Raw genomic sequence first — 24,349 nt, 5'->3', positions numbered from 1 at the left:
CGGCGGAACTGTTCCATGACCAGATGAACGACCTGAATGGCGCGGTCAGACGATGTTCCGGCATAGACACAGAGCGAGCCAGTGTCGCTATAAGGGTTCAGGTCGCTGTAAATCGAGTATGCCAGACCACGCTCTTCACGGACGGTCTGGAAGAGGCGCGAGCTCATGCCGCCGCCGAGAATGGTGTTCAGAACCAGCGTGACATAGCGCGATTCGTCTGCGATTGCCGGAGCGGGCACGCCAAGGCAGAGCTGCACCTGTTCAAGCGCCTTCTTGTTTTTGAGGATGATGCGGGCTGCCGTCTTTGGAGGCACCTGCACAGTGAGCGATTCACCTGCGGGCAGCGATTCGAAACGGCGCGTGACCTGCTCGACAAAAACGTCGTGGTCGATATTTCCAGCGGCGGAGAAGATCATGTTGCTGCCGTGGAAACGCTGGCCGTAGAAGTTACAGAGCGTGTCGCGCTCAAAGCGCCTCACCGTCTCCTTGGTGCCGAGGATGGGCTTGCCCAGTGGGTGGTCTTTCCAGAATGCCTGGGTGAAGATTTCGTGCACCAGATAGTCGGGGTTGTCCTCGTCCATCTTGATTTCCTCGAGGATGACGCCGCGTTCGCGCGTGATTTCATCACTGGCGAAGGTGGGATTCAGGACGAGGTCGGAGAGCACGTCGAGGGCGACAGGCACATGCTCGTCCAGCACCTTGATGTTGAAGCAGACGGTTTCCTTGCCGGTAAAAGCGTCGAGATTGCCACCGATGGCGTCCACTTCGCGGGCGATGTGCTGCGCGGACCGCGATTTCGTCCCCTTGAAGACCATGTGCTCCACAAAATGGGAGATGCCGTTGATCTCGGGCATCTCATGGCGCGAGCCGGCGCGAATCCAGACACCCATAGCGACAGAACGGATGTGGTCCATCTTCTCGGTCAGAATGGTCAGTCCGTTTGGAAGGACAGTGCGGCGTATATTGCGTTCGTTATCCATTGCTAGTTCCTGGGTCGTTTCGATGCCCGTCCAACTTCGGGGCCGCTCTAGGGGGTAGGAAGAATGCGCTATGCTTGTCTCTACGAGCTGTGGTTATGATGCCGTCGGGCAGTGAAAAACCTACATCCATTTTAGACGCTTCTGAGATTGCCGGGGCGCGAAGTCTTTTTGGCTTAAATTATCAACAACTTACAGCGCTAATGGCGGAATTTGGCGCACCTGTGTACCGGGCAAAGCAGCTTTCCGAAGCTCTCTACCGGCAATGGGAAGAGGACCTGGGCACGGTCTCAACACTGCCAAAAGCGCTGCGCGAAACAATGCAAAAGAGCGGTTTTAAGGTCGGTTTGCCGCGCATTATCGAATCTTTTGTGTCAATTGATGGCACCGAGCGGTATCTGATTGCCGGCAACGATAGCCAGACGGTAGAGACGGTCTGGATGCCTGACGGCGATGGCGGCGAAGCAGGCGACGGATCGGAAGCGGGGACCGACTTGCGGCGGGCGACGATCTGCATATCCAGTCAGATTGGCTGCGCGGTGAATTGCCAGTTCTGCCTGACGGCGAAGCTGGGAATTATTCGCAACCTTACAGCAGGCGAAATTGCCGGGCAGGTGGTGGCCGTGCTCAAGCGCCACAAAGTCGAGATTGGGAAGAAGCGCATCAATCTGGTCTTTATGGGGATGGGCGAGCCGTTCCTGAACTATGACGAGTTCATGACGGCAGTGCGGCTGCTGGTGGAGGAGGTCAGAATTCCCCAATCACGCATGACCGTCTCGACTTCAGGGATTATTCCGGGGATTCTGCGCTTCGCTCAGGAACCGGTAAGGCCCAAGCTGGCGATCTCGCTGAATGCTCCAAATGACAAGGCGCGGACCGAAATCATGCCCATCACGAAGAAATGGGACTTGGCACATGTGATTCAGGCGGTGCGGCAGGTTCCTCTGCGTCCGAAGGAAAAGGTCACGTTCGAGTATGTGCTGCTGGGTGGGCTCAATGACCGCCAGCGCGATGCTGACGAGGTAGGTGCACTGCTGCGGCGGGCGAATTTGCCGCTCAAGGTGAACCTGATTGTCTGGAACCCTGGGCCGGGGATGCCTTACAGCATGTCTGATCCGCATACGGTCCATCTGTTCCAGTACCGTCTCAAGTTCAACAATCTTCCGGCGTATGTGCGGCGGCCGCGTGGGCGAGACATATTTGCCGCCTGTGGCCAGTTGAAGCGGACTACGGAGCTGGTGCAACTGGGTGGGATACGATTCAGATAGTCATCTTGGACGTGAAATCCAAACCGGGTGCCAAATGGTTACTTCTGGAATTCCCTACCCTCCCAACCTTTACTTCATTTACCGCGGTAGCTACGTAGAGCATCGCACGCACGCTGCAGGTCTTCGTCACGCTTGGCGAAGCAGAAGCGCAGCAGGTCTTCGCCGCGCTCTTCTGAAAAGAACGCTGTGCCGGCAACGGCTGCTACTCCGGTTTGAGCGAGCAGGTTGCGGGCCTTTTCGCGGGCAGTTGCGCCGGGAACTGCGCTGACATTCGCGAGTACATAGTAAGCGCCCTGCGGGATGGACGGCGTGAACCCGCAGTCCTGCAACGCCGCGCAGAGCATGTCGCGCTTGGCCTGGTAGTCGGTTGCCAGTTGCTTGTAGAAGCTGTCAGGCAGTTCGATGAGTCCGGCGGCGGAGCCATATTGAAATGGCGAAGGCGCACAAACATAAGCCAGGTCGTGGAAGTACGCGATCGAGCCAAGCCAGCGCTTGTCGGCTGTGAGATAGCCGATGCGCCATCCGGTGATGCTGAAGGTTTTCGACAGGCCGGAGATGGTGATGGTGCGCTCGGCCATTCCAGGCAATGACGCGGGCGAAATGTGCTCTGTGCCGTCAAAGAGGAAGTATTCGTAAATCTCGTCGGTGAGGATGAAGAGGTCGTGTTCTTCGGAAAGTGCGGCGATTTTTTCAAACTCAGCGCGGCTAAAGACTTTGCCGCAGGGGTTGGACGGTGAATTGACGATAATGGCGCGCGTCCGTGGCGTGATGGCCGCGCTGAGAGCGTCGAAGTCGATTTCCCATGTGTGCATGGCCAGCGGCACGGCCCGAGGCTGAACGCGCAGACTGAGCAGTGTGTTGAGGTGGTAGCCGTAGAACGGCTCGAAGAGAATGACTTCATCGCCGGGGTCAAAGAGCGCGAGGCAGGCGGCGTAGAGACCCGCAGTTGCGCCGGAGGTGACGAGCACCTCCGAATCAGGATCGACGTGGATGCCATTGTAATGCGCCATTTTGCGCGCGATGGCTTCGCGCAGCGGCGTCAGCCCATCCATGCGCGTATAAATGTTGTGACCGTCATGGATGGCCTTGATTGCGTTCTCAACCACTGGCGAGGGGACTTCGGTATCGCAGACGCCCTGCGCGAGGTTCACGCCGCCGATGCGATCGCACTCGACGGTCATCGAGCGTATTTCCGACTGCATGATTCGCGGAGAGATTTCACTGAGGCGCAGTTTTTCCGTTACGGTTCGCATGACTTCCATCTAATCACGAGTATGGTGCGAGTCACCACTTGGCAAAAAGACCCGGGATTTTAGATGCTACTGAAAAATCCTAATGGAGAGAAAAACCATTACCTCAGCGGCTAAAGCCGCAGTGATGCTGTACTACTTACGGCACGGCTGAAGCCGTGCCCTTACAAAACGATGAAATGACTTTCATTTTGAGGAGCATGGCATGAATTTGAATCGCCGCCAATTCAGTGTGCTTGCGGGCGCAACTCTTTTGTCGAGCACGCTGCCGGAGCTTAATGCGCAGGCTGAAGACAAACGCATCGGCTATTGCATTGTCGCTCTGGGCCGCATTTCGATGGACCACTTCATGCCAGCAGTGAAGATGTCCCAGCAGTCGAAGATAACTGGAATCGTCAGCGGGCATCCGGACAAGGCGCGGCGGATGGCGGCGCAGTATGGCGTTCCGGAGAGCTCGATTTATACCTACGAGAATTGCGACCAGATGCGCGACAACAAGGCGATTGACGCGGTCTATATCGCGCTGCCCAACAGCATGCACGCCGAATACACGATTCGCTGTGCGAAGGCGGGCAAGCATGTGCTGTGCGAAAAACCAATGTCAACCAGCATAGCCGACGCGAAGGCGATGATCGACGCCTGCAAACAGGCGAATGTGAAGCTGCTGATTGCCTATCGGTGCCAGTATGAGCCGACGAACCTGCGGGCAATTTCGCTGATTCGCGACGGCAAACTCGGCGCTGTGCAGGCGATTGAAAGCGCGAACGGATTTAACATCCGTCCGGGCGAGTGGCGTCTGAACAAGAAGATGGCGGGCGGCGGGCCGTTGATGGATGTGGGTATTTATTCCCTGAATGCCTGCCGCTATCTGACCAGCGAAGAGCCGGTGGAGGTAAAGGCCTATTCATCGGTCATCGATAAAGACGGGCGCTTCAACGAAGTAGAAGAGAACGATTCCTGGACGATGAAGTTTCCGTCCGGGATTTTGGCAAGCTGCAATACGACTTATGGCGCAGGAATGGACGGTTTCTATCGCGTGCATGGATCGAAGGGCACGCTCGATGTGCAGGCGGCGTTCGGATATCAAGGGCAGCATCTGAAGGCGCGTTTCAACGATGGCACGACTCTTGATGAGCCGAATCCGGCAAAGGACCCGTCGCAGTTTGTGCGCGAAGCCGATTACTTCAGCAACTGCATCCTGAAGAATGAAGAGCCGAAGTCCAACGGCGAAGAAGGACTGCGGGACATGGAGTGGATGGGCCGGATTTACGAGTCGTGCGGGCTTAGTTTGTAGCCGCCAGATACGCGTGATGGCTGTCGATGGTTGCAAGCAACCGCTCGGCAATAGTCTCTGCCTTGCTGACAAAGACGGCGGCAGCAAGAGGCGGGAACATCTCCGCGGTTGTTTGCTTCCAGATGTTCAGCCAGCGGTCGAAATGCTCCGCGCCGATACGCGGCAGAAGCATCAGGTGCGCCATCATGGGATTTCCCTTGTAGCGGCCGCTGGCCAGCATGAGCGAAGACCAGAAAGCGCGCATCTTTTCAAGGTGCGGCTCCCATTCGTCGCCGATGACGCGGGAGAAAACCGGGCCGAGGACGTCGTCTTCGCGAACGCGCGAGTAAAAGCGGTCGACCAGATTGGCGATGGATGACTCGTTAATGTCGTTTGCGGTGCCGAATTGCACAACCATGTCTATCTATTAGATACAGCTTTTATCGGTAAGGATGAAATATAGTGCTGCTGGACGGGGTGTTTTCAAGGGTTATTGGCCACGGAATGATACTGAACGGATTGATTCGATTGAGCCTGATGCTGGCGCTGGTTGCCGGAGCCGCGCAGGCACAGCAGAGTGAACGGCTCGTCTGGAGCGACGAATTCTCCAGCAGCGCCGCGTCTGTCGCGCCGAATCCGGCAAACTGGACCTATGAAGCCGGCGCTGGCGGGTGGGGAAACCACGAACTGGAGACGTACTGCAGCTATGGTTCTTCGCAGCCGCCATGTGATGCCACCAAGCCAAATGCGTTTGTCGGCAAGGACGGCTATTTGCATATTGTTGCGCGCAGCGACGGCCATGGTCATTTCACCTCGGCGCGGCTTAAGTCACAGGGCCTGAAGAGTTTCCAGTATGGGCGCATTGAGGCGCGCATCAAGATCCCGAAAGGGCAGGGTTTCTGGCCGGCATTCTGGATGCTGGGTGACAGCTTCGAGAAGGTGAGATGGCCCGCCTGCGGCGAGTTTGACATCATGGAGAACATCGGCAAGGAGCCGGGCACGATCCATGGATCGATTCATGGAACAGGGTTTACCGGTTCACAGATTGGCTTGCCATATACGCTGCCTAGAGGCCAGGCTTTCGGCGATGCGTTCCATGTCTTTGGGCTGATATGGTCACCGAAGAAGATTCAGTACTATGTCGATGACCCGAAAAATGTGTATGCGACGTTTACTCCGGCGAGCCTGCCGCCGGGCGCAGTGTGGCCCTTCGATGGCGGGAAATTTTTCTTCCTGCTGAATCTGGCTGTGGGCGGAGACTGGCCCGGTCCTCCGGATGCTTCGAGTAAATTTCCGCAGGAAATGCTGGTGGATTATGTTCGGGGGTATGCGGAGAGTGCTCTTTACTAGCGAAGATTGATTTGTGCTTTCCCACCCTAATGCAAACAGCGCGATAGGGGGGCACCCATTTTCGTGCTGATCGCTACTTTGTGACGGCATAGTGCAGCTTGACGACGTCATCTGGGAAATTCGTTGAGGAAATCAGTTTCAGCGATACATTGCGGCGAGCGGGCGCAACCATTGGAATGCCTTCTCCGATAAACGTAGGGATAACTGTAAGGACGAACTCATCGATCTCTCCTTCATCAAGAAATGACGCAATAATTCCAGCGCCGCCCATCATCCAGATGTCTTTTCCCACTTGTTTTCGCAGGTTGTTGGCGAATTCCTTGATAGGTATTTCGACGAATTCCACGCCTGCTGGCGCTTCTGACGGCACTGGGCCGCGAGTGAAGACGTAATTCTTGAGTTTTGTATCAAACGCCGATCCAGGTATGCCTTTCTTCTGAAAATCGAGTGCCATGTCGTACGTCTTCCTGCCCCAGAGAATCGTGTCAATGGTTTTATAGAACTCAACCATGCCATAATGGCCTTCCGGGCTCGGGCGCTCAAGCCAATCTACGGAACCGTCACTCCGCGCGATAAATCCATCGGCACTGATGGCCATTTCAACAATAATCTTGCGCGTGCTCATATCAACTCAAGGTAATTTCTAATTTCGCCACCGACATAGGCGGCAGGGTGAAGCTCACGGTCGAGCCGCTGGCGGTTGCCTGGGCCGATTTTGTCGTCACGGCATTTGGCTGCTCGAAGGTGTTGTGCGCGTGAATGTCGGAAGATGCCAGGACTGTCGCGGAGGCGGATGCCGCGTTTCCCCCGCGGACTGCTATCTGGGTATTGAGTGCGTCCGCCAGATGAGGATTCACAACGGTCAGCGTTAGTTCCTTGCCGTTTACTGAGGCGGAGCCCATCAATCCGTTCAGGCTGCGCTGCACGGAGCGCTCGCCTTGGCGCGGCGGGCCCCAGCGGTCGGGCTTAACGATATCGGTAAAGCTGATGGAAGGTGCTGAGAATTCGGCGCGCACGGCCTTGGCTCCCTGATGCGCCGCGTACATTTCGAAGACGTTGAAATTCGGCGTCACGATGAACTTGTCTTCGTGCACGAGGAAGAGTGAATCGATGCAGTTGATGAGTTGTGCGCAGTTGGCCATGCAGACCTTTTCCGCGTGGCGGTTGAAGATGTCGAGCGTGAAGGCGGTCACGATGGCGTCGCGCATAGTGATCTGCTGGCCGAAGATGTGTGTCGGATCGACTTCGGTTCCTGGCCCGTACCAGGGGCCGTATTCATCGACGACCATGCGGGTCTGGTGCTCGCGGTCGAAGACGCTCATCGCTGTCCACATGTTCTGGATGATCGCTTCAGTCGATGTTCCGTGGTAGAAGAGCGAGTATGCGTCCTGATCATTGAAGTTCAGTGCTTCGAGCGCGTTGGTGTAGTTGTGCACCGACCAGCCGAAGGGTGGCCGGATGGGACGGCGGTGCAGAATGTCCTCAAAGAACTGTGTGGTCCAGTCCACATCGTCCTGATTGGGACCGGAAGCGACGAAGCGCGGATCGACGCCGTAGTCGGGGACCCATGCTGTGAAACGGCGGTATTCATTTGAGTATTCTTCGGGTGTGAAGTTTCCGCCACAGCCCCAGCTTTCGTTGCCAATGCCCCAGTAGCGCACGTTGTATGGATCGGCGTGTCCGGAGGCGGCGCGGATGTCGGCATAGGTGGTGCTGTGCGCGGGCGAGTTGCAGTATTCGACCCATTGGTCAAATGAAAGAGGCGACAGTGCGCGCACGTTCGCGGCAATGTACGGCTCGGCGTTGCTCTGATGGCAGAAATCGACGAACTCATCGGTGCCAAAGGTGTTCGGCTCGAATTTCTGGACGGCTGTGTTGGGCAGCTTTTGTGCCTGCGGGTCATCGACCCAGAAGTTGGTGCGGCGCGGACGCTTGTCGCGCGGGCCGATGCCGTCTCTCCAATCATAGCTGTCGGCGAAGCAGCCTCCGGGCCAACGGATGACGGGGGCTTTGATGGCTTTCAGCTTCTCGACCAGTTCTTTGCGGATGCCGCGCACATTGGGGACGCTGGATTTTTCGCCGACCCAAACGCCATCGTAGATCACGCCGCCGAGATGCTCGGTGAAGTGGCCGTAAATTTCGGGCTGGATGGTGGCAATGGGCTCGCCCAGCAGGACCTCAATATGGGCGTCGGCGGTGGCGGCCAGGGCGCGGTTGCGGAACAGAAAATAAGCAGAGCCGGCGATGGCGCTGGTCTTCAGGAATTCGCGTCGTTGCATGTATGCCTCAGAAAAGAACGGGTAGGAATTTTAAGAAATTTCAGCGAGAGCAGGAGAAAACATTTACCTGTTTTCGTCAATAGTTCCCGGATGGGAAAGCTGGCGAACTCTAGCGCGTGCCTTTGTCAGTGCGGACTTCGTCGCCGGTGCGCTGCACGGTCCAGTTGACCTTGTCGGTGGATTGCGACTGCTCGAAGTGGATGTGGCTGTCATCGGAGAAGTCGTTGGTGGTGCGGTACCAGGTGGTTTTGCCGTCGGCTTCACCCTTGCCGAGATATGTCCAGTGATTGCCCTTGATTTCGAGATCGCCACCGGGGCCGGCGGCCATGCCGTTCTTCGTTACTGCATTGGTGCGGTAATTGCCTTCGGCATCCATGGGAGTGAAAACAATGAGTGCGCTGGCACTGCCGTTGACATTTTGTTCGCAGACAAAGAACAGACCTGTGCGCGCGCAGTGGTTGACGAGGGTATCCGTCGATTTGCCGGGAATGGTGACCTTCCATGTGCCGTTGTAATTCCAGAGCGGAGTGTAGACAGAGTCGGGAAGGCTTTGCGCCGCAGCGGACAGAGACACGAGGGCGAGGAGAGCATAGACGGCAGCTTTCATCCTTTTCATCCGGGGTTCCCCTTTCGGCTGTTTTGCGGGTCGAACGCGAGGCGCAACACCCGCGCGGCTACACGATCTGAGGCATGACGCAGCACGTCGCCCTCATCGGCAAAGTTGCCGGTGATGCAGCGAATGCCCAGCGACTCGATGCGCTCAACGTCAGGCCGGATTGGCTCGGCGCCTTCAGCAGCATAGCGGGCCAGCATTTCATCGGAGATGGCGCCGGTATTGACCAGGGCGTAGTCGAAAATAGGTCCGCCAGAGTGCTTGTAGATGCGCTCGATGTGCTCGGAGGCGGTCAGGTGCAGGCTCTCGTTGGCCTGCGTCATTAGATTGCAGATGTAAACGCGCAGGCCACGCGCGCCTGCCAGAGCTTCCGGAACGCCTTTGACCAGAAGATTGGTAATGACGCTGGTATAGAGTGAGCCAGGGCCGATGGTGATCAGATCAGCGTGCTCGATGGCGTCGAGAGTCTCGGGCATGGGCGCGGCGTCGGGCGGGTCCATGCTCAATTCGACAATGTGCTTTTTGCTGGCGGTGATGCTGGTTTCGCCCCGCACGATTTCGCCATCGTCCATGCGGGCCGTGAGAGTGACATCGGCGGTGGTGGCCGGATAGATGTGTCCGCGTGTGGCCAGGATTTCTGCAGCCAGCCGAATGGCCTGGGCGAAGTCGCCGGTCATTTCAGAGAGCGCGGCTACAAAGAGATTGCCGAAGCTATGGCCTTCGAGCCCGGCGCCCGAACGGAAGCGATGGCGGAATAGGCGGGCGATGAGATGCTCGTCCTCGGAGAGCGCGACCATGCAGTTGCGCAGGTCGCCGGGCGGAAGCATGTTAAAGTCTTTGCGCAGACGGCCGCTGGAGCCGCCATCGTCAGTGACGGTTACAATAGCGGCCAGGTGGCTGATAAGGCAGGGATAATCTTCGCATTCCGGCTGGGTTGTGCCAGGAGACGGAACATAACGCTTGAGTCCGCGAAGCAGGGTCGAAAGGCCAGTTCCCCCCCCCATCGCGACAACCCGCAGATTCGCTTTCTCTTCAGTGTGTGGCGAGGCGGTGGAGGGCGCGAGTGTCGCTTGCTTCATAAAGGCTACGATGCGTTAGTGTCTTCGCCCGAGCTTAATTTTCCCTGAATCGACGCAGCAGCTATGCGTTTCTGGATTCATTTTTGATCCAGAAAGAGTGTACCGGAAGACGTAAGTTTATGGCCCCTGCTCCACCGCATGAAGGTGAAGCTGCTGGTCTGCGGGAATCATTTCTTTTGTCCCAAGAACCAATCGCGTGCCGGTAAGCAGATTTACATTTCGCTTATCGGAATGCACGACGTCCGCAAAATTCGGCCCTTCTGCTATCTCCAGGCGCATCCCGCCTTCTCCCACAACCTGACCTATCCGAGTTTCGGAGTCCGTCCTGGCTCCGCTACCCATGATGCTTTCGTCGGGACCGGTCCCCATACTTCCGTCCCTATCCGCGTTTCGTGGAAGCGCGGAAGAAACCGGGTTCCGGGAATCCGGAAAGATAACTTCAAGAATATGAAGGGAAAATGGAGTGCGGGGGTGGCCCTGGCAATCGATACTCTCGATCAAGAGTCCCAATTTGGAATCGGGAGAGGACTTTGTGTGTCTGGTCGCAGAAACGACTTTTCCATAGACTCTCGCACCTTGTGGCAAGGTGCAATCGTTGATGATCCAGGTTTCGAGCGCTTCGGCCTGAAACTCCTGACCTACCTTCGTGTGCGTGACATCCACGCCGAACTTCAGCGCAACATCGAGGTAGCCGGATGCCGGATGCTGCATATCCTGTGCGTAGGATGGGGCGGCAAGGCCGAGTAAGCAAAAAAGTTCCACAGCGCCTGACAAGAGAAGTCTTCGCCGAATGGGAGTTTTCAAGAAGAGGGGCCCCTACAAGGTCCAGCTACAGAGTTTCAGGGTAGAGCAACTCAGTGAAGCGTGGGTCGTCGGCCATGTCCTGAAAGTCGGAATCGCTGCGCGCCTGGATGCGGTTCTGGGGATTCAGCTCGATTGCGGTGATGAGGTGTTCCAGGCATTCTTCCGCCTGGCCGGTCATGCTGTCGATGACAGCAAGGCCATAATGCGCGTAGTCGGCCTTGGCATTTTTCTTGAGGATACCTTCCAGCTGGTCGCGAGCATCCTCGTAATCTCCAGTATTGATCAGAGAAATGGCATAGTCGTACTGCTCTCCGACATTAGCGAAGACGAGGTCTGACTTCCTGGCGTTGCGCTCGCAGGCGGCGAGGTAGACCTTCGAGCGATCAAGCAATTCGAGAGGCGCGGTCGGGATGAGCTTCTCGAATGCAACGCGGGCCCTTTCGAACTTTCCTTCCTGCATGAGCTGTACGGCGCTCTGATAATGCTGAAGGGCCTGTTCGTGAGCCTTGTCAGCTACGGGACGCGTTTTTACAGTGGCTGCGTGGGATGCTCGGCGAGCACCACCTGCCTGACCTTTATCTTGCATATGTGCGATTTTTCCTTGATTTTGTGAAGACATACAGCGCGTCTGGCGCTTGCATACGGAAATAACCCGCTGAACTCGCTTTTATACGCAGAAGTGCGGCAGGAGTCAACTGCACCGCAGCGAAACGGCGGTCAGCACTTTTCAGGTAGAGTCAACACGCCTTACTTGTCCGACCAGATGGCAAGTTCATTTCCAGCCGGGTCGGCAAAGTGAAAACGGCGGCCTCCGGGGAAAGAGAATATATCTTTCACGATAGCGCCGCCGGCCGCACGTACTTTCTGCTGAATCTCTTCGAGATTTGTGGAATAGAGAATAACCAAAATCCCCCGTCCGGGTTTTGCGTCGCCTCGGGCGAAGCCGCCATCAACGCGGCCATCGCTGAAGCTCGCATATTCATCACCCCAGTCCTGAAATTTCCAATCGAAAATTTCGCTGTAAAACTTCTTAACGGCTGTCAGGTCGGGTACGGTGAACTCAATGTAGTCGATGGCGCGGTCAATGTGCGGGTGTTCCATGCTCCTCCTTGATCTGCACGCATGCCCCTACAGGATGATGTAGAGGCGCGCGCAGAGGTCACAACTCATTTGTCGATTGCCTGTTCCGCGGCTACAGCAAGAAAGGCATGGCCGAAGATGGTCGGGTGTTCGGCATCCCAGAAGAAATTGACATACGGATTGCTGCACAAAGTTGGCGGAGAGACGGACGTATTGAGGCACGGATCGCTGACGTCGTTGAACCCGTAATGCGTGCCATCTGTCACGATTGCCTGCAGCAGGCTGAAGGTGTCAATGCGATAGATGTGCATGTCCGGGAGGAATGATTCAAAGAACAACCCCGTGTCGAGGTGCCGGTTCACTGCCTCACTCGCGGCGAGGGCGAATGCCGCGTTTCCTAACGCCTGAGAAGCAGGGAGCAGGCCAACGTTAAACAGCCGGGGAACGAGGAAATAGCGAGCGCCTGCGCGCTGCAACAGCGCGATGCTGGAGAGTAGACCATAGGCGATCTCTCCGCCTAGCGCATTGGGCGATCCGCTGGTCGCGTCGAGAATGTCATTGCCGCCACCCTCTACGATGTAGAGCGCATACGGGTCGGCCTTGAAGCTGTGCTGGCTGAGATAGAGTTCAACCTGCTGAGGAATGCTTGGGATCGACTGGCTGCCTTCCGGTACGGCCTGAGTGACCTCTGCGCCGCCGAAGGCGTAGTCAGTCCCCTTGGCGAGCGAGGGCGTCACGGTCACTCCATAGGTGCCTGCGAGGTGGTCGATCCAGATGGGGCCATTCGAAAATCGCCCGTTGAAGTACGGCGCGGCAGGGACGGCGCCTCCGGTAGCAAGGAAAATGTTGCCGACGTCACAATAGCTGTCTCCGAAGACATAGATAGCGTCAAATGCCGGATGAGACCCGGCGCGGGCTGAGATGGGCAAAATGAGAATAAGGGCCGCCATCCACATAGATCGCAGGAAGCTGCGTAAATGCATAAAGGAAATCTCCTTTCAGAATGCAACACGGCAAGAGAGGAACAGGCGGTTGAAAGGGAGCGCGAAAAAGCCGTGGCCTCTCGCTGGTCAGCAAGGATACAGCACTTCAAGGGCGATGAGGCAGGAAAGAATCGGGGATGGCCAGCTACTTTTGACCGTATACAGCGGGGTTAAGCGCCGGGTCATTGTACATCTTGAGCTGAAGATAGAGTTTGAAGCGGCGATTGCCAGCAAGCGTCTGCCGCCAAAGGTGGTCGAGACAGCCGGCAAGATCGTCGCGCTGGTCTTTCAGAATGTCGAGACGTTTTTGATTGCGCTCGGCGTGGCCTTCGGGGGCGTCGGGACGCAGAATTTCTTCGGCTGTATGGAAAATCTTCAGCGCAAGGATAGACATGCGGTCGATCATCAGGCCGGGGCTTTCCGAGTTCAATTCGGCTTTAGGGTTGGGCAGATTCAGAGCGCGCAGGTGGTCGAGCAGAGCCATGTCGCAGCGCTCGGCCAGATCATTGCGATGTTGGTTGATGCGGTCTATATCGCGCTTGACTTCGGCCAGGTCGTGGTCAGTGGCCTGCGGTGCGCGGGCCTTGTCTTCGGTATGCCATAGCTCGAAATTGGCGAGATGCTGCGCGATCACCGTGTCCAGAAATTCGCCGAGGTTTTCTGCAGGAATGGTGGACTGCTGCTCATGCCAGAGCGCGGTCAGATGGTCGTGCTGCCGGGTGATTTCCGTGGCGGAAAGAATCGTTGTGTCGGGCAAACGCATATTTAGGAGAGGTGTTCTGCCTGCAAAGACCTATGGTAGAGCCAATTAAGGCATGATGCGAGGCATAGATGAAATTTGCTCGAATCGTATTTTGGATTGCAGGGGTGTGGGGTTTTCTGGTGCTCACGCCGCTGTACTTTCTTTATGACACCATTGGCCGGCAGACGCCGCCCCCGCTGACGCATCCGGGGTTCTACTACGGTTTTGTAGGGGTGGCGCTGGTATTTCAACTCCTCTTTTTGATGATTGGAAGTGACCCTCTCCGTTATCGCCCCATCATGATTCCTGCGATCCTAGAGAAGTTTATCTATGGGTTGACGCTGACTGTGCTTTACCTACAGGGGCGTATCGGGCCAAAAGAGATGTTCGGGCTGGTAGACCTCATTCTTGGTGTGTTGTTTGTGATCTCGTACTTGAAGACTCGTCCGCAGCGGGTCTCTTCTTGAGAGATGCAATGATTTTCTCGCCTGTCAAAGCTTGTCCTTTCTCTTTAGGGATGTCCAAGGCGGACATTTCTCTTTTCAGAGGGAACGCAGCGAGGTTAGGCAAGCAGACGAGCTAATGAACTCAGTCGAACGATTTTTCTTCTGGTTGCCAATCACGGCTCAATGAGTGCATCGGCGATTTATCACCCTTGAGAGCAAAGCTCGGTAAAGCGAAGCGTGTTTTTCAACTCCGATCCTTGCAGTTGCAGAAATCGGCTAGGATGCCGAACCGGGTGCTTCTGCATGCCTCCTCCCCTGACGTCGCGAGGAACAGACCCGCAACGTCCTAGACCATCTCGTAACACTCCTGTCCGTTTCGGCACATTTAGCTCGCCAAAGCGGTTGCCTGGTCCGTATACGTTGGGATCATGAAGACACTGATCAGCAAAGATACCTAATCAGAATTGCGTTCAGCGTATTTCGATTTTAAAGATAAGGTCCAGCCCTTGTATGTATGCCCAATTCAAATTTTCTGTGTTCAAATACCGCTTTTTCCCCGTCGCCTCTCTAGCCGCATTCCTTCTCTCGGCCCCGCGGGCTCAACAGATTCAGGTGCCCATGTCGCCCGAGCATTTCGACTCGCTCACCTCCAGGACTGCCCCACAATTTGGAGAATTCCTTGGACGCCGCGCGGTCTACCTTCCCTCTGGGTTCTTAGTCGTGAAAGATGCAAACTTCCGCGACGGGACTTTGGAAGCAGACGTGGCAAGCAAGCCAGGCGGCCTGTTTATGGGCATGGTCTTCAGGGTCGAATCAGAAGCAAATATGGAAGTTGTCTACCTGAGGCCGGGCGCTTCGGACACCATCGAAGCCGTGCAATATACCCCGCGACTCAACGGCGACGCCATCTGGCAACTGCTCAATACGAGCCACGAGAAAGCCAGCGCGCACATCCCTGAAAACCAGTGGGCCCATGTGAAGATCGTGGTTGACGGTCGAACGTGCACGCTTTTTCTGAACGAAAGCAAAGTTCCTATTCTGACTGTGACCAATTTGCGGAGGGGAGACACTAGAGGAGGAATCGGCTTATGGTCTCTGGGCGGCGGCGGATATTTCAGTAACCTAAACTACAAGGCTCTTCCTGACCGGAAGCCATTGCCAGGCCCGCCACCATTCAAACGCGCTGGCTTGCTCTCCGATTGGGAACTGTCGCCCGCATTTGATGCGAGTGATGTTGACGCCAGCACGTATCCGGGTTCCACCAGTGAATGGGAAAAGGTATATGCGGAGGATCCGGGATTCGTTTTGGTAAACCGGTACCGAACCAGTCCTGCAATGTTTCCTATGCCGTCGCACGAGGAAATGCAGAAGGGACGGGTCAAAGGCGCTAAAGTCGTATTCGCTCGCACCCAAGTCTCGTCCGTGAAGGGCGAAGAAAAAATCCTCAAAATCGGCTACAGCGACGACATCGTGGTCTACCTGAACCGCAAGACGATTTTCTCGGGAAAGAATGCCATGTCTTACCGCGGCGATGACGCGCTCGGTACGTTCGGTCTTAACGACCAGACCCAAATCCATCTCAACCCAGGCGACAACGAACTGCTCGTCGCGGTCACCGAATACAACGGTGGCTGGGCCTTTGAATTCGAGTTGTCTCCTGTCGATTTCCAATAGTGCAGTTGGATGGCATCCCCTTCAGGCATATCGCATGTATGTCGGGGAGCAACTTTCTGGCAACCGGAGTGAGCGCCTGCAAATGAGCTTTGTTCCGACAGCACTGGCCATGCTGACTGTAGAACTCATCGGTATGCAATGACAAGGCGATCAATACCGATTTCCTGTGGCGCAATCTCGACTCGTGCAAAGCCGGCACTTTCTGAAATGCTCTTGAGTTCCGCAAAAGTATAGGCATCGCCGATAGGCGTAGTGGTCAGCATCGTCATACTGAAGCCGGCCGCGATAGGAGGCGTAACGCGATCAGGATTCGGAACAACTTCAACAATGGCAGCGCGTCCACCCGGTTTCAGCGAGGCGTGTACCTTGCGCATGAAGGAGACGCACGTAGGCGGATCAAAATGGTGCAGGAAATTCGGAATCAACACCAGATCATAGTCGTCACCGAAATTGACATCGAATGCGCTGCCGGGTAGGAAATGGTAACGATCGGCAACTCCCATGGCCTGTGCATTTTGCTTTGCAACTTCGAGCACATTTTTCCAGTCGACAGCATAGATATGCGCGGCAGGATTTTGTTTTGCAACGGCGATTCCCCAGATGCCATGGCTGGCGGCGATATCCAGGACTTTATGCGCCTCGCCACCTTTGTGAAGCTCGGCAGCCGTGAGTTCGGCCGGCATGTGCATCAGCGGCATCATGGCTTCGGCAAACTTAACCCAGTCGGGGTTTTCCGGCACAAGCGTTCCTTCACCCAGCGCGGTGCCTCCACGGCGCACTGCCTCGGTCATTCGAAGGTGGCCCTCACGCAGACGTGGGGTGAGCAGGAACTCAATGGTTCCGCCGAGGTACGCGGGAGAGTGCTGATTGAGGAACAGAGCAGAATCTGGCGCAAGCGCGTATTGTGTTCCTTCCTTGGTCAGGAAGCTATGAATAGTCAGAAAATCGCAAAGAATACGCACGCCACGCTCGGCGGCTGAACAGCGGTTAGCAATGGTAGCCGCAGTGGTATTGCCTTCAGCGATAGCGGTAAAAATCCCCAGTTCGATAGCTGCTTTTATCGCCTCTGTCTGCTGATGGGCCTGTACTGCGCTGATGAAGCGTTCCGGAGTAGGTTGCTGGTGTGCTGCTCTCGTGGCCATATTCCCTTTCGTTGTTCAGAGCCTCCACAGTCTATATCAGGGATTGTTCGGCGGCACTCGGTATTTTTTGCGTGCAATCCGGAGTGCTGGCCTCTGGGAACTCCGGGACCGCGTCGGCTCCCGGTTGATACTGTCGGCATCCGGATGCGGCCATAAAGTTATGAAGTATCAGGAACAGAAAGCCTCTTATCGTGTAGTGTGTCTAGCATGAGTGAACGGATACTCTGCATTTCGACATACGAAAAAGGTCAGGCGTTCATGCGGCAGTGCGCTTCAATGGGTTGCAGCGTAGTGCTGTTGACGGTCGAGAAACTGAAGGGCGCAGACTGGCCGCGTGACATTCTGGAAGAAGTGTTGACCATGCCTCCGAACCTCGGCGTGGACGATGTCATCCGCACCGTGGCCTATGTGGCGCGCGGCTGGAAAATCGACCGCATTGTGGCGCTCGACGAATTTGACATGGAGACGGTGGCCGCGCTGCGCGAGCACATGCGCGTTCCGGGCATGGGACGGACGACAACGGCTCACTTCCGCGACAAATTGGCCATGCGCTTTGAGGCGCAGAGGGTCGGAGCGCTGGTTCCGGAATTCGCTCCGGTGCTGAACTATGACGATCTGCGGACCTACATGGCCAATGTTTCGGGGCCATGGGTATTGAAGCCGCGCGCGGAGGCGTCGGCAATCGGCATAAGGAAGATCCATGACCCGGAACACCTGTGGCGCACGCTCGATGAACTGGGAGACCGCCAGAGCTACTACCTGCTGGAGCGTTTTGTGCCCGGCCATATCTATCATGTGGACGCGATTATCAGCGAGCGGCAGGTGGTCTTCTCCACTGTGAGCCGCTATGGCAAGCCGCCGATGCAGGTCATGCATGAGGGCGGCGTGTTCACCACGCGCATTGTTGAGCGCAGCGGCGATGATTCACGGGAGCTGACGGCGTTGAATGCGCGGCTGATTCCGGCCATGGGCATGGTGCGCGGTGTTACCCATGCCGAATATATTCACGGCAAAGATGGGCGGTTTTATTTTCTGGAAGTGGCGGCACGCGTCGGTGGAGCATTCATTGCCGACGTGGTGGAGTTCGCGACCGGATTGAACCTGTGGGCTGAGTGGGCGCGGATCGAGGTTTGCTCCATGCGCGGCGAGCCGTACACCCTGCCATTTATGAAACAAGACTATGCCGGTAGCGTGCTATGCCTGGCGAAGACAGCGGAGCCTGACACATCGATGTTCGATGCGCCGGAGATTGTCTATCGTATGAAGAAGCACCATCACGCCGGGCTGATTGTGCGCTCGACGGAGCCAGATCGTGTACGTGCATTGCTTGAAGATTACAGCGTTCGCTTTGCCGAGAAGTATCTGGCGGTTGCTCCGGTTCCGGACAAGCCGACTGCTTAGAATGGACTAGGGCCTGCTGTCCTGAATAGTGTTAGCAGGCCCTGGCGTTGGCATTGAAAGGAAGTATTCGTGAGCGAGTCTGCCTACCAGTTTCCCCATCGCCGCTACAATCCGCTGCGCCGCCAATGGATTCTCGTTTCCCCGCACCGCACGCAGCGGCCGTGGCAGGGAGAAGTGAATCCATCGTCGGGGTTCTCCGGTGTGCATTACGATCCGGCGTGCTATCTGTGTCCGGGAAATGAGCGCGCAGGCGGCCTTTTTACGCCTCGCTATGAAAGCGTATTCATTTTCGACAACGACTATGCTGCACTACTGCCGGATTCGCCCGCGCCGCAAGCAGAAGGCATGCCTAATCTGCTGCGCGCCGAACAGGAACGCGGCCGCTGTCGCGTGCTGTGCTTCCATCCCGATCACAGCCTGACAGTCGCAGTGATGGATGAGCCGGACATTCTGCGCGTAGTGGATGCGTGGGTGGAGCAATACAAGGAACTGGCAGCGGCCCCGTCGATTCGTCATGTGCAGATATTCGAGAATCGCGGCGCCATGATGGGTGCGAGCAATCCGCACCCGCATTGCCAGATATGGGCGACGGAGCATGTTCCCGATGAACCCGCAATCGAGACGGAATCACTGAAGGCATATCAGGCAGAGCAGGGCTCCTGTTTGCTCTGCGATTACCTCAAGACCGAGACGAGCGAGAAGAGGCGCATCGTCTGCGAAAATGATGAGTTTCTCGTCGTGGTGCCGTGGTGGGCTGTGTGGCCTTTTGAGACGCTGGTCCTGGCGAAACAGCATGTCGGCTCAATGGCGGAATTCTCAGATGTACAGCGGGCGGAATTGGCAAACATCCTGAAACAGACCACGACGCGCTACGACAATCTCTTTGAAACGAGCTTCCCTTATACGATGGGCTTTCATCAGACGCCTTGCGATGGCGAGGAACATAGGGAGTGGCATTTCCACGCACACTACTATCCGCCGCTGCTGCGCTCCGCTACGGTAAGGAAATTCATGGTGGGTTTTGAAATGCTGGGGATGCCGCAACGCGACATTACGGCGGAAAGCGCGGCGGAGAGACTGCGGGCAGTCTCCGCCGTCCACTTTACCCGCCGATGAGAGTGGCTCTGGATCGCAATCCCGGCTCGGAAACAGGTTTTGAAAAAGAATCGCACAGGGTTGGCCTGACAGTGTAAGCTGCTGAGGATTCTGACTGGGGGTATCCATCAGGATGGGCGCGAAGAATCTGGCGGTTGTTGCGCTCATCCTGGCATCTATCGCTTCTCCGCTGTACGGGCAGAATTTGAAGAGCAGGACTACGGAAAAACATTTACGGGACTTCGACGATCTGAACCGCAACATTTACTACAGGAACAAGCTTGAATTTTCGCTGGAAACTGGATGGCTTCCTAACAATATCCCGTTTGTCTTCGACTTTCTGGTAGACAGCAAATTCACGGCGTGGCCGCTTCATTACACACTCGTCCCCAATATTGCTTCGGTCCGATGGCACATAGATAACATTTGGGGCTGGGGGTTTCTACGCGGTAATACCGACTTTACTTTCAGCGGTTCTTATACCGCGATTCCGAGAGGACCGGAGACGAGATATTTCGCTTTCGATTATGGCATTCGACGCAACTTCATTCAGCCAAATTGGAGGGTTGTGCCGTATTTCGACGCACGAGGCGGAGTTGGAAATATTAACGCCAAGGGGCCGGACGGTGTGTTGTACGCTCAGGGACAGGATTTGACCTTCACATTAATGATGGGCAGCGGAGCAAGGTATAACTTTAACTCGAAATACAGTATCAGCGCCGGAATAACCTATATGCACGTGTCGAATTTTTACTTGTCTGAACCGAGGTATGAGGATTTCGGGATCAATGTATATGGGCCGATCGTGGGGTTCAACATGCGCCTGGGCAAGGAGAAACGACATTCCGACGGAATGAGGTGAGAGGCAAATTTTATGGTGAGCTCGCTGGGATTCGAACCCAGGACCCACGCCTTAAAAGGGCGTTGCTCTACCTACTGAGCTACGAGCTCACGGGATGACCCGCTACTTCAAAACTAACATAAAAGTGACAGCCGGCGGACGCGCGCAGACGCATCCTGATGTGTCAGACACATGCGTAACGGTCGCTGGTTGAAGAGAAGCTTTATTTGCAAGGAACCATCAACAGCGGTATCCCCTTCATCAAAATAGCCGACCGCGTAAAAGTGGATGTAGATCTCAGCGGGAAGCGCTACCGAGGGCCTTCCGTTGGTCTTCAAACAATAGAGTGCGGCTGGACAAAGCGGCTGCCACGTCTCGATATCTCACTCGCTGCGTGTTGCCTGCAGCGAGGTTTTCGTCGGCAATGCTCCTCAATTGACAATGTCATAACCGACAGTTCCTCAAGGCCTTGTCGTTCACTAAACTCAAGGCTGCATCCTAATAAATGCTCGGTTTGACCCTATATCATGAATGCGCACGATCACGAAGTCATTTCATTGCTCACGGACGAACAGAGGAAACGACGTGGATCTTCGATGGTAATGCCAAGCTCGAAGACTGGCAGTGGCGCCGCTCGCCGCCGGTTCTGGTTGGCGATGTCGGGCTTTGTCCTGGCGCTTGTGTTAGTGCCCTTTTCCTACAAAGTCGAACGCCGCCTGGAAACCGCTGTTCATATTAAGGGCGGAGAATCCGAAAAGGTTGACCTGGAACTGGCGCAGCGTTTCCAGTCGCCATACGCCCAACGCCTCGTTCTGGTGATCAGCGGTATTCCCAATCTGGATTCAGCAAAGGGTGCGGATGTATTAACCTTCTTAACCAGTTCGTTGCGCAATGTGCGTGGAGTAGCGGGCGTCGTCTCGAGCCTGGATTGGCCGGATCCTTTGTTTACAGGGAACAATGGCGGGGGCTTGATCATCGTCGGATTGGACCCGCATGGCAAAAATGTCGAGGCATTGGTCCCCCAATTGCGGACAAAAGCAGACTGGATGGAAGGTCAGCTCAGGTCGCAATACCCGAACATCAAACTGGAGATTACCGGCGAAACGCCACTAAACTTCGATCTTCGCAAAGTCAGTGCAGATGACGTCAGGCATGCCGAGGAACGAGCGATGCCGGTAACGCTTCTGCTGCTATTGCTGGCTTTCGGCAGTCTTGTGGCCGCCCTATTGCCGCTGGGGATTGGCATACTCTCAATCTCCATGGCAATGGGTGCGGCTGCGCTGCTCGTGCATTATCTGCATCTGTCGATTCTGGTGCAGAATGTGGCCACAATGCTCGGCCTTGGCCTGGGCATCGATTACGCATTGCTGATGGTGAGCCGGTTTCGCGAAGCATTGGCCGAGGGATGTGATCCCGGCTGCGCCGCCGATATTGCAGCCGGACAGGCGGGGCGGACGCTCATCATCTCGGCCACCACGGTTGCAATTGGATTTTCTGCGTTGCTGACTGTGCCGATCAGCGAACTGCGCTCCATCGGCATAGCTGGCCTTCTGGTAACCGTGTTGAGCGTCATGCTCTGTACGTCGATTCTGCCTTGGGTGCTTGGCCTAGTAGGACATCGTATCAATTTCGCCAGGGTGCCTCTTCCGGCTCGACGATTCAAAACGCCGGACAGCCTGTGTGCGGCAAGTGAGCGTTGGGTGCGGTGGGGCTGCATGATAACTCGCCGGCCCTGGATAGCTCTGCTTGTCGCCGGGATTCCGCTACTGATCCTTGCATTCCAGGGACGGAAAATCTCTCCGGGAGTTCCCGGCCGTGATTCGCTCCCGAAGACAGCCGAGTCGGTGCAAGCGCTGCATACGCTTCAAGGCATGGGGCGATCGGGCATTGTGGAGTCTCTCCGAGTCGTCCTGGAGCTGCCGCCGCAGTCTCCGCCGCTCTCGCCGGCCGGCTGGCTTGCCGTCAGTCGATTGACGAAACATTTCCAGAGCGATCCCAGAGCGGAAGAGGTTGTATCCCTGCCCACCCTCACGGGGATGGCTGACACTGCGGATGCCGTCGATGATGTACCGGAGGCAATTCGCAAGAGTTTTCTGCGCAGCGATGGCCACGCTACCTTAATTGAGCTGCTGCCAAACGCCACAGTTTCGCCCAATGAAGAGATGCGATGGGTTCGAGAAGTGCGTTCCTCGGATGTCTCGGCGATAACCGGGGTGCCCGGCGCCGTGCTGCGCGTAGGCGGCATTCCTGCGCTCAACGCGGATTATGACTCGCTAGTAAAAGAGCGCCTGCCGAAGGTGGTTCTTGGCGTAGTGTTGGGGAGCTTGCTGACGCTCCTCATCGGGTTGCGTTCTTTATTTGCGGCTGTCAAAGCAATTCTGCTTAATCTGTTCTCTGTTGGCGCTGCCTTCGGTGCGTTAGTGCTTGTTTTTCAGGAAGGCCATGGCAGCAGACTCTTTGGACTCCATGGACCGACCGGCACCGTATTCCCGATCGTGCCGATTCTCTCGTTTGCCATCGTCTTCGGATTGAGCATGGATTATGAGGTCTTCCTGGTCGCCAGAGTCCTGGAAGAGCGGCGGCGCGGTTTATCCGAGAGTTCAGCAGTGATCGAGGGCATGGCGCGGACAGCCGGGCTTATTACGAGTGCGGCGGCAATTATGATTGCTGTCTTCACTGCGTTCACATTTGGAAGCTTTGTGGTCGTCCAGATGCTTGGCTTTACGCTTGCCGTGGCCGTGCTCATTGACGCTACTGTAGTGCGGATGGTGATCGGGCCGGCGCTCTTGCAACTTGCCGGCGACTGGAATTGGTGGCCCTTTGGCTTACATGGGGCGCCTGCACCGTCTGAAAACGAGCTCGCCCCGTGACAACGAATACTGTGGATACTCCTGAGACAGGGCCCTGACAGTCTGATTCAGCGATTCGATTTATTCGTTTGTGAGCTGGGCTGGCTGATAACAAAGTCCTTGCGTCCGAGGTTTGCCTTTGCCGAGCCGCCTTCGATTTGCATAATCGAGGAGCCAGGCTTGCCTTGTAGCTTTGTCTCTACTTGCGACGCAGACCATGCCCCTCCAACCTGGCGCAACCCATAGTAAATGAATTCTTTCTGCTGCCCCGTTCCGCGAAGGGTCTTTACTACATGCACAGGGTACAAAATGCTGCGATCAATCCAGGTTGTTACCGAATCATAGTGAGTCCGGTCCTGAGAGCCAGGGCTGCTCTTAAGGACAAAGCAATCCCGTGCGCCATATTTTGCCGGTGGCAGTAGCTCCTGATTCTTCCAGAAAAACTGGCCCTCTATCATGTCTTCGTAGGAGAATTCTGTTCCTACGAGTGCGTCATTCCAATGCTCAAAAGGCAACACGCTGGCGGTCTTCTGGCCAGGGAGCATCGCCTCGATAGTCACATGACCGCTCATGGTCATGTGCAGAAGAACGCTCGTCTTCTCTGATCCAGGCCCCGAAATCTCGCATAGCAGACGCAGACCATCAGGAAACCAATGGGCTTTGGCGACAAACTTGTAGCTCGTGCGCTTGCCATCGCCGTCCACCCGCGTCAGGTGCCCGGTGGCGCGATAGTCCAATCTCTCAATGCGCTGGCGCGAGCCGGTGAGCACGGTCTCCAGGTCGGAATTCGCCGCAAAGGCCTGCACTGGATATACCAGCGACATCAACACCAGCAAAGCGATGGACGTTTGAATCGTCCTAAACTTGAGGATGCGAGAAAGCATTACGAAGCGGCGCAGGAAGCCCATAGCTTATGTATACAGGCGGGTGGCCCAGGTCTCAACAAATTGAGCAATGAGGGTGCACCCTGTCTTCTATGAGACATGGGATAGGATGGGGCATGCCGCGTAGCCTGCTCTGTTTGTCAGCAGACAGGCAGCGACCTACACTTCATCACCGTCAGTTGCTATCCAAGAGAAGCCTATGGTTGAAATTGAATCGGAGTGGATGGCGAGAGCGTACCACTGCCGAATCCCACGTCTCTGCGAGACGTGGGGCACCCTCATTCGTTGGAGGCGAACTTTGAGATCTGGGCCACCCGCC

At 56.1% G+C, this 24,349-nt stretch carries 23 protein-coding genes and 1 tRNA gene; 9 read left to right on the top strand and 15 right to left on the bottom strand.

What is annotated here, in order from left to right; genetic code table 11:
- The coding region (locus VEV40_RS08270; protein ID WP_324831512.1) for a pitrilysin family protein at nucleotides 1-980 on the bottom strand (980 nt) is incomplete at its 3' end.
- Between the two features lie 95 nt (nucleotides 981-1,075).
- Here VEV40_RS08270 and rlmN point away from each other — a divergent pair.
- On the top strand, nucleotides 1,076-2,245 hold the full coding sequence (gene rlmN, locus VEV40_RS08265; protein WP_324831514.1) for a 23S rRNA (adenine(2503)-C(2))-methyltransferase RlmN: 1,170 nt from the start codon (nucleotides 1,076-1,078) through the stop codon (nucleotides 2,243-2,245).
- A 74-nt stretch (nucleotides 2,246-2,319) separates the two neighbouring features.
- On the opposite strand, the gene VEV40_RS08260 is transcribed toward rlmN, so the two are convergent.
- Entirely contained in the window at nucleotides 2,320-3,498 is a 1,179-nt protein-coding gene (locus VEV40_RS08260) for a pyridoxal phosphate-dependent aminotransferase (RefSeq protein WP_324831510.1), read from the bottom strand.
- 202 nt (nucleotides 3,499-3,700) lie between these two features.
- Here VEV40_RS08260 and VEV40_RS08255 point away from each other — a divergent pair, with 202 nt between their 5' ends.
- The gene (locus tag VEV40_RS08255) at nucleotides 3,701-4,789 is read left to right on the top strand and encodes a Gfo/Idh/MocA family oxidoreductase (protein ID WP_324831508.1); all 1,089 of its coding nucleotides are present in this window, start codon (nucleotides 3,701-3,703) and stop codon (nucleotides 4,787-4,789) included.
- Here VEV40_RS08255 and VEV40_RS08250 read toward each other — a convergent pair.
- Entirely contained in the window at nucleotides 4,779-5,186 is a 408-nt protein-coding gene (locus VEV40_RS08250) for a group III truncated hemoglobin (RefSeq protein ID WP_324831506.1), read from the bottom strand. The genes VEV40_RS08255 and VEV40_RS08250 overlap by 11 nt on opposite strands.
- Nucleotides 5,187-5,287: 101 nt before the next feature.
- Between VEV40_RS08250 and VEV40_RS08245 the strand changes: the two genes are divergently transcribed.
- Nucleotides 5,288-6,118 carry a glycoside hydrolase family 16 protein gene (locus VEV40_RS08245; RefSeq protein ID WP_324831505.1) on the top strand — a complete coding sequence of 277 codons (831 nt, stop codon included), beginning with the start codon at nucleotides 5,288-5,290 and terminating at the stop codon, nucleotides 6,116-6,118.
- A gap of 73 nt (nucleotides 6,119-6,191) precedes the next feature.
- Here the strand turns inward: VEV40_RS08245 and VEV40_RS08240 are convergent, their stop codons facing one another.
- From VEV40_RS08240 to VEV40_RS08200, 9 genes are all read right to left on the bottom strand, one after another.
- Entirely contained in the window at nucleotides 6,192-6,743 is a 552-nt protein-coding gene (locus VEV40_RS08240; RefSeq protein ID WP_324831504.1) for a dihydrofolate reductase family protein, read from the bottom strand.
- 1 nt (nucleotide 6,744) lies between these two features.
- A complete protein-coding gene (locus VEV40_RS08235) occupies nucleotides 6,745-8,397 on the bottom strand; it encodes an alpha-N-arabinofuranosidase (protein WP_324831502.1) in 1,653 nt (550 codons plus the stop codon).
- Nucleotides 8,398-8,506: 109 nt separating this feature from the next.
- Nucleotides 8,507-9,004: a hypothetical protein gene (locus VEV40_RS08230; protein WP_324831500.1), complete on the bottom strand. Its 498-nt coding sequence runs from the start codon at nucleotides 9,002-9,004 to the stop codon at nucleotides 8,507-8,509.
- Between the two features lie 5 nt (nucleotides 9,005-9,009).
- Nucleotides 9,010-10,089 (bottom strand): gluconeogenesis factor YvcK family protein, encoded by a 1,080-nt coding sequence (locus VEV40_RS08225; protein WP_324831498.1) that lies wholly within the window; start codon nucleotides 10,087-10,089, stop codon nucleotides 9,010-9,012.
- Nucleotides 10,090-10,206: 117 nt separating this feature from the next.
- Nucleotides 10,207-10,851 carry a hypothetical protein gene (locus VEV40_RS08220; protein WP_324831497.1) on the bottom strand — a complete coding sequence of 215 codons (645 nt, stop codon included), beginning with the start codon at nucleotides 10,849-10,851 and terminating at the stop codon, nucleotides 10,207-10,209.
- 67 nt (nucleotides 10,852-10,918) lie between these two features.
- The gene (locus tag VEV40_RS08215; RefSeq protein WP_324831495.1) at nucleotides 10,919-11,479 is read right to left on the bottom strand and encodes a TPR end-of-group domain-containing protein; all 561 of its coding nucleotides are present in this window, start codon (nucleotides 11,477-11,479) and stop codon (nucleotides 10,919-10,921) included.
- 161 nt (nucleotides 11,480-11,640) lie between these two features.
- Nucleotides 11,641-11,994, bottom strand: coding sequence for a VOC family protein (locus tag VEV40_RS08210; RefSeq protein WP_324831494.1), 354 nt, complete (start codon nucleotides 11,992-11,994; stop codon nucleotides 11,641-11,643).
- 65 nt (nucleotides 11,995-12,059) lie between these two features.
- Nucleotides 12,060-12,956 carry an SGNH/GDSL hydrolase family protein gene (locus VEV40_RS08205; RefSeq protein WP_324831492.1) on the bottom strand — a complete coding sequence of 299 codons (897 nt, stop codon included), beginning with the start codon at nucleotides 12,954-12,956 and terminating at the stop codon, nucleotides 12,060-12,062.
- A gap of 145 nt (nucleotides 12,957-13,101) precedes the next feature.
- Nucleotides 13,102-13,719, bottom strand: coding sequence for a DUF4254 domain-containing protein (locus VEV40_RS08200; protein WP_324831490.1), 618 nt, complete (start codon nucleotides 13,717-13,719; stop codon nucleotides 13,102-13,104).
- Between the two features lie 68 nt (nucleotides 13,720-13,787).
- On the opposite strand from VEV40_RS08200, the gene VEV40_RS08195 reads away from it, so the two are divergent.
- Both VEV40_RS08195 and VEV40_RS08190 read left to right on the top strand, forming a co-directional pair.
- Complete coding sequence (locus tag VEV40_RS08195) at nucleotides 13,788-14,165, top strand: hypothetical protein (protein ID WP_324831488.1); 378 nt, start codon at nucleotides 13,788-13,790, stop codon at nucleotides 14,163-14,165.
- Between the two features lie 489 nt (nucleotides 14,166-14,654).
- Nucleotides 14,655-15,818: a family 16 glycoside hydrolase gene (locus tag VEV40_RS08190; protein WP_324831486.1), complete on the top strand. Its 1,164-nt coding sequence runs from the start codon at nucleotides 14,655-14,657 to the stop codon at nucleotides 15,816-15,818.
- A gap of 125 nt (nucleotides 15,819-15,943) precedes the next feature.
- On the opposite strand, the gene VEV40_RS08185 is transcribed toward VEV40_RS08190, so the two are convergent.
- Nucleotides 15,944-16,960: a class I SAM-dependent methyltransferase gene (locus VEV40_RS08185; protein ID WP_324831484.1), complete on the bottom strand. Its 1,017-nt coding sequence runs from the start codon at nucleotides 16,958-16,960 to the stop codon at nucleotides 15,944-15,946.
- A 207-nt stretch (nucleotides 16,961-17,167) separates the two neighbouring features.
- Between VEV40_RS08185 and VEV40_RS08180 the strand changes: the two genes are divergently transcribed.
- From VEV40_RS08180 to VEV40_RS08170, 3 genes are all read left to right on the top strand, one after another.
- Nucleotides 17,168-18,361, top strand: coding sequence for an ATP-grasp domain-containing protein (locus VEV40_RS08180; RefSeq protein WP_324831483.1), 1,194 nt, complete (start codon nucleotides 17,168-17,170; stop codon nucleotides 18,359-18,361).
- Nucleotides 18,362-18,430: 69 nt separating this feature from the next.
- Nucleotides 18,431-19,477, top strand: coding sequence for a UDP-glucose--hexose-1-phosphate uridylyltransferase (locus tag VEV40_RS08175; RefSeq protein ID WP_324831482.1), 1,047 nt, complete (start codon nucleotides 18,431-18,433; stop codon nucleotides 19,475-19,477).
- A gap of 112 nt (nucleotides 19,478-19,589) precedes the next feature.
- The gene (locus VEV40_RS08170) at nucleotides 19,590-20,318 is read left to right on the top strand and encodes an acyloxyacyl hydrolase (protein ID WP_324831480.1); all 729 of its coding nucleotides are present in this window, start codon (nucleotides 19,590-19,592) and stop codon (nucleotides 20,316-20,318) included.
- A 13-nt stretch (nucleotides 20,319-20,331) separates the two neighbouring features.
- On the opposite strand, the gene VEV40_RS08165 is transcribed toward VEV40_RS08170, so the two are convergent.
- Nucleotides 20,332-20,407 (bottom strand) — tRNA-Lys (locus tag VEV40_RS08165).
- Between the two features lie 492 nt (nucleotides 20,408-20,899).
- On the opposite strand from VEV40_RS08165, the gene VEV40_RS08160 reads away from it, so the two are divergent.
- Nucleotides 20,900-23,167, top strand: coding sequence for an MMPL family transporter (locus VEV40_RS08160; RefSeq protein ID WP_324831479.1), 2,268 nt, complete (start codon nucleotides 20,900-20,902; stop codon nucleotides 23,165-23,167).
- Between the two features lie 47 nt (nucleotides 23,168-23,214).
- On the opposite strand, the gene VEV40_RS08155 is transcribed toward VEV40_RS08160, so the two are convergent.
- Complete coding sequence (locus tag VEV40_RS08155; protein WP_324831477.1) at nucleotides 23,215-24,030, bottom strand: outer membrane lipoprotein-sorting protein; 816 nt, start codon at nucleotides 24,028-24,030, stop codon at nucleotides 23,215-23,217.
- Nucleotides 24,031-24,349: the final 319 nt, after the last annotated feature.

This window comes from Alloacidobacterium sp. (assembly GCF_035631355.1).
In the GTDB taxonomy this organism is placed as follows: domain Bacteria; phylum Acidobacteriota; class Terriglobia; order Terriglobales; family Acidobacteriaceae; genus Alloacidobacterium.
Note: the sequence above shows the minus strand (reverse complement) of the source record. Positions and strands in the feature narration are given on the sequence as shown.

Coding starts and splice junctions, on each gene's coding strand:
- VEV40_RS08250 (WP_324831506.1), bottom strand. CDS start 5,186: ATGGTTGTGCAATTCGGCACCGCAAACGACATTAACGAGTCATCCATC.
- VEV40_RS08205 (WP_324831492.1), bottom strand. CDS start 12,956: ATGCATTTACGCAGCTTCCTGCGATCTATGTGGATGGCGGCCCTTATT.
- VEV40_RS08215 (WP_324831495.1), bottom strand. CDS start 11,479: ATGCAAGATAAAGGTCAGGCAGGTGGTGCTCGCCGAGCATCCCACGCA.
- VEV40_RS08255 (WP_324831508.1), top strand. CDS start 3,701: ATGAATTTGAATCGCCGCCAATTCAGTGTGCTTGCGGGCGCAACTCTT.
- VEV40_RS08190 (WP_324831486.1), top strand. CDS start 14,655: ATGTATGCCCAATTCAAATTTTCTGTGTTCAAATACCGCTTTTTCCCC.
- VEV40_RS08185 (WP_324831484.1), bottom strand. CDS start 16,960: ATGGCCACGAGAGCAGCACACCAGCAACCTACTCCGGAACGCTTCATC.
- VEV40_RS08170 (WP_324831480.1), top strand. CDS start 19,590: ATGGGCGCGAAGAATCTGGCGGTTGTTGCGCTCATCCTGGCATCTATC.
- VEV40_RS08160 (WP_324831479.1), top strand. CDS start 20,900: ATGCCAAGCTCGAAGACTGGCAGTGGCGCCGCTCGCCGCCGGTTCTGG.
- VEV40_RS08200 (WP_324831490.1), bottom strand. CDS start 13,719: ATGCGTTTGCCCGACACAACGATTCTTTCCGCCACGGAAATCACCCGG.
- VEV40_RS08260 (WP_324831510.1), bottom strand. CDS start 3,498: ATGCGAACCGTAACGGAAAAACTGCGCCTCAGTGAAATCTCTCCGCGA.
- rlmN (WP_324831514.1), top strand. CDS start 1,076: ATGATGCCGTCGGGCAGTGAAAAACCTACATCCATTTTAGACGCTTCT.
- VEV40_RS08195 (WP_324831488.1), top strand. CDS start 13,788: ATGAAATTTGCTCGAATCGTATTTTGGATTGCAGGGGTGTGGGGTTTT.
- VEV40_RS08225 (WP_324831498.1), bottom strand. CDS start 10,089: ATGAAGCAAGCGACACTCGCGCCCTCCACCGCCTCGCCACACACTGAA.
- VEV40_RS08155 (WP_324831477.1), bottom strand. CDS start 24,030: ATGCTTTCTCGCATCCTCAAGTTTAGGACGATTCAAACGTCCATCGCT.
- VEV40_RS08230 (WP_324831500.1), bottom strand. CDS start 9,004: ATGAAAGCTGCCGTCTATGCTCTCCTCGCCCTCGTGTCTCTGTCCGCT.
- VEV40_RS08235 (WP_324831502.1), bottom strand. CDS start 8,397: ATGCAACGACGCGAATTCCTGAAGACCAGCGCCATCGCCGGCTCTGCT.
- VEV40_RS08180 (WP_324831483.1), top strand. CDS start 17,168: ATGAGTGAACGGATACTCTGCATTTCGACATACGAAAAAGGTCAGGCG.
- VEV40_RS08210 (WP_324831494.1), bottom strand. CDS start 11,994: ATGGAACACCCGCACATTGACCGCGCCATCGACTACATTGAGTTCACC.
- VEV40_RS08240 (WP_324831504.1), bottom strand. CDS start 6,743: ATGAGCACGCGCAAGATTATTGTTGAAATGGCCATCAGTGCCGATGGA.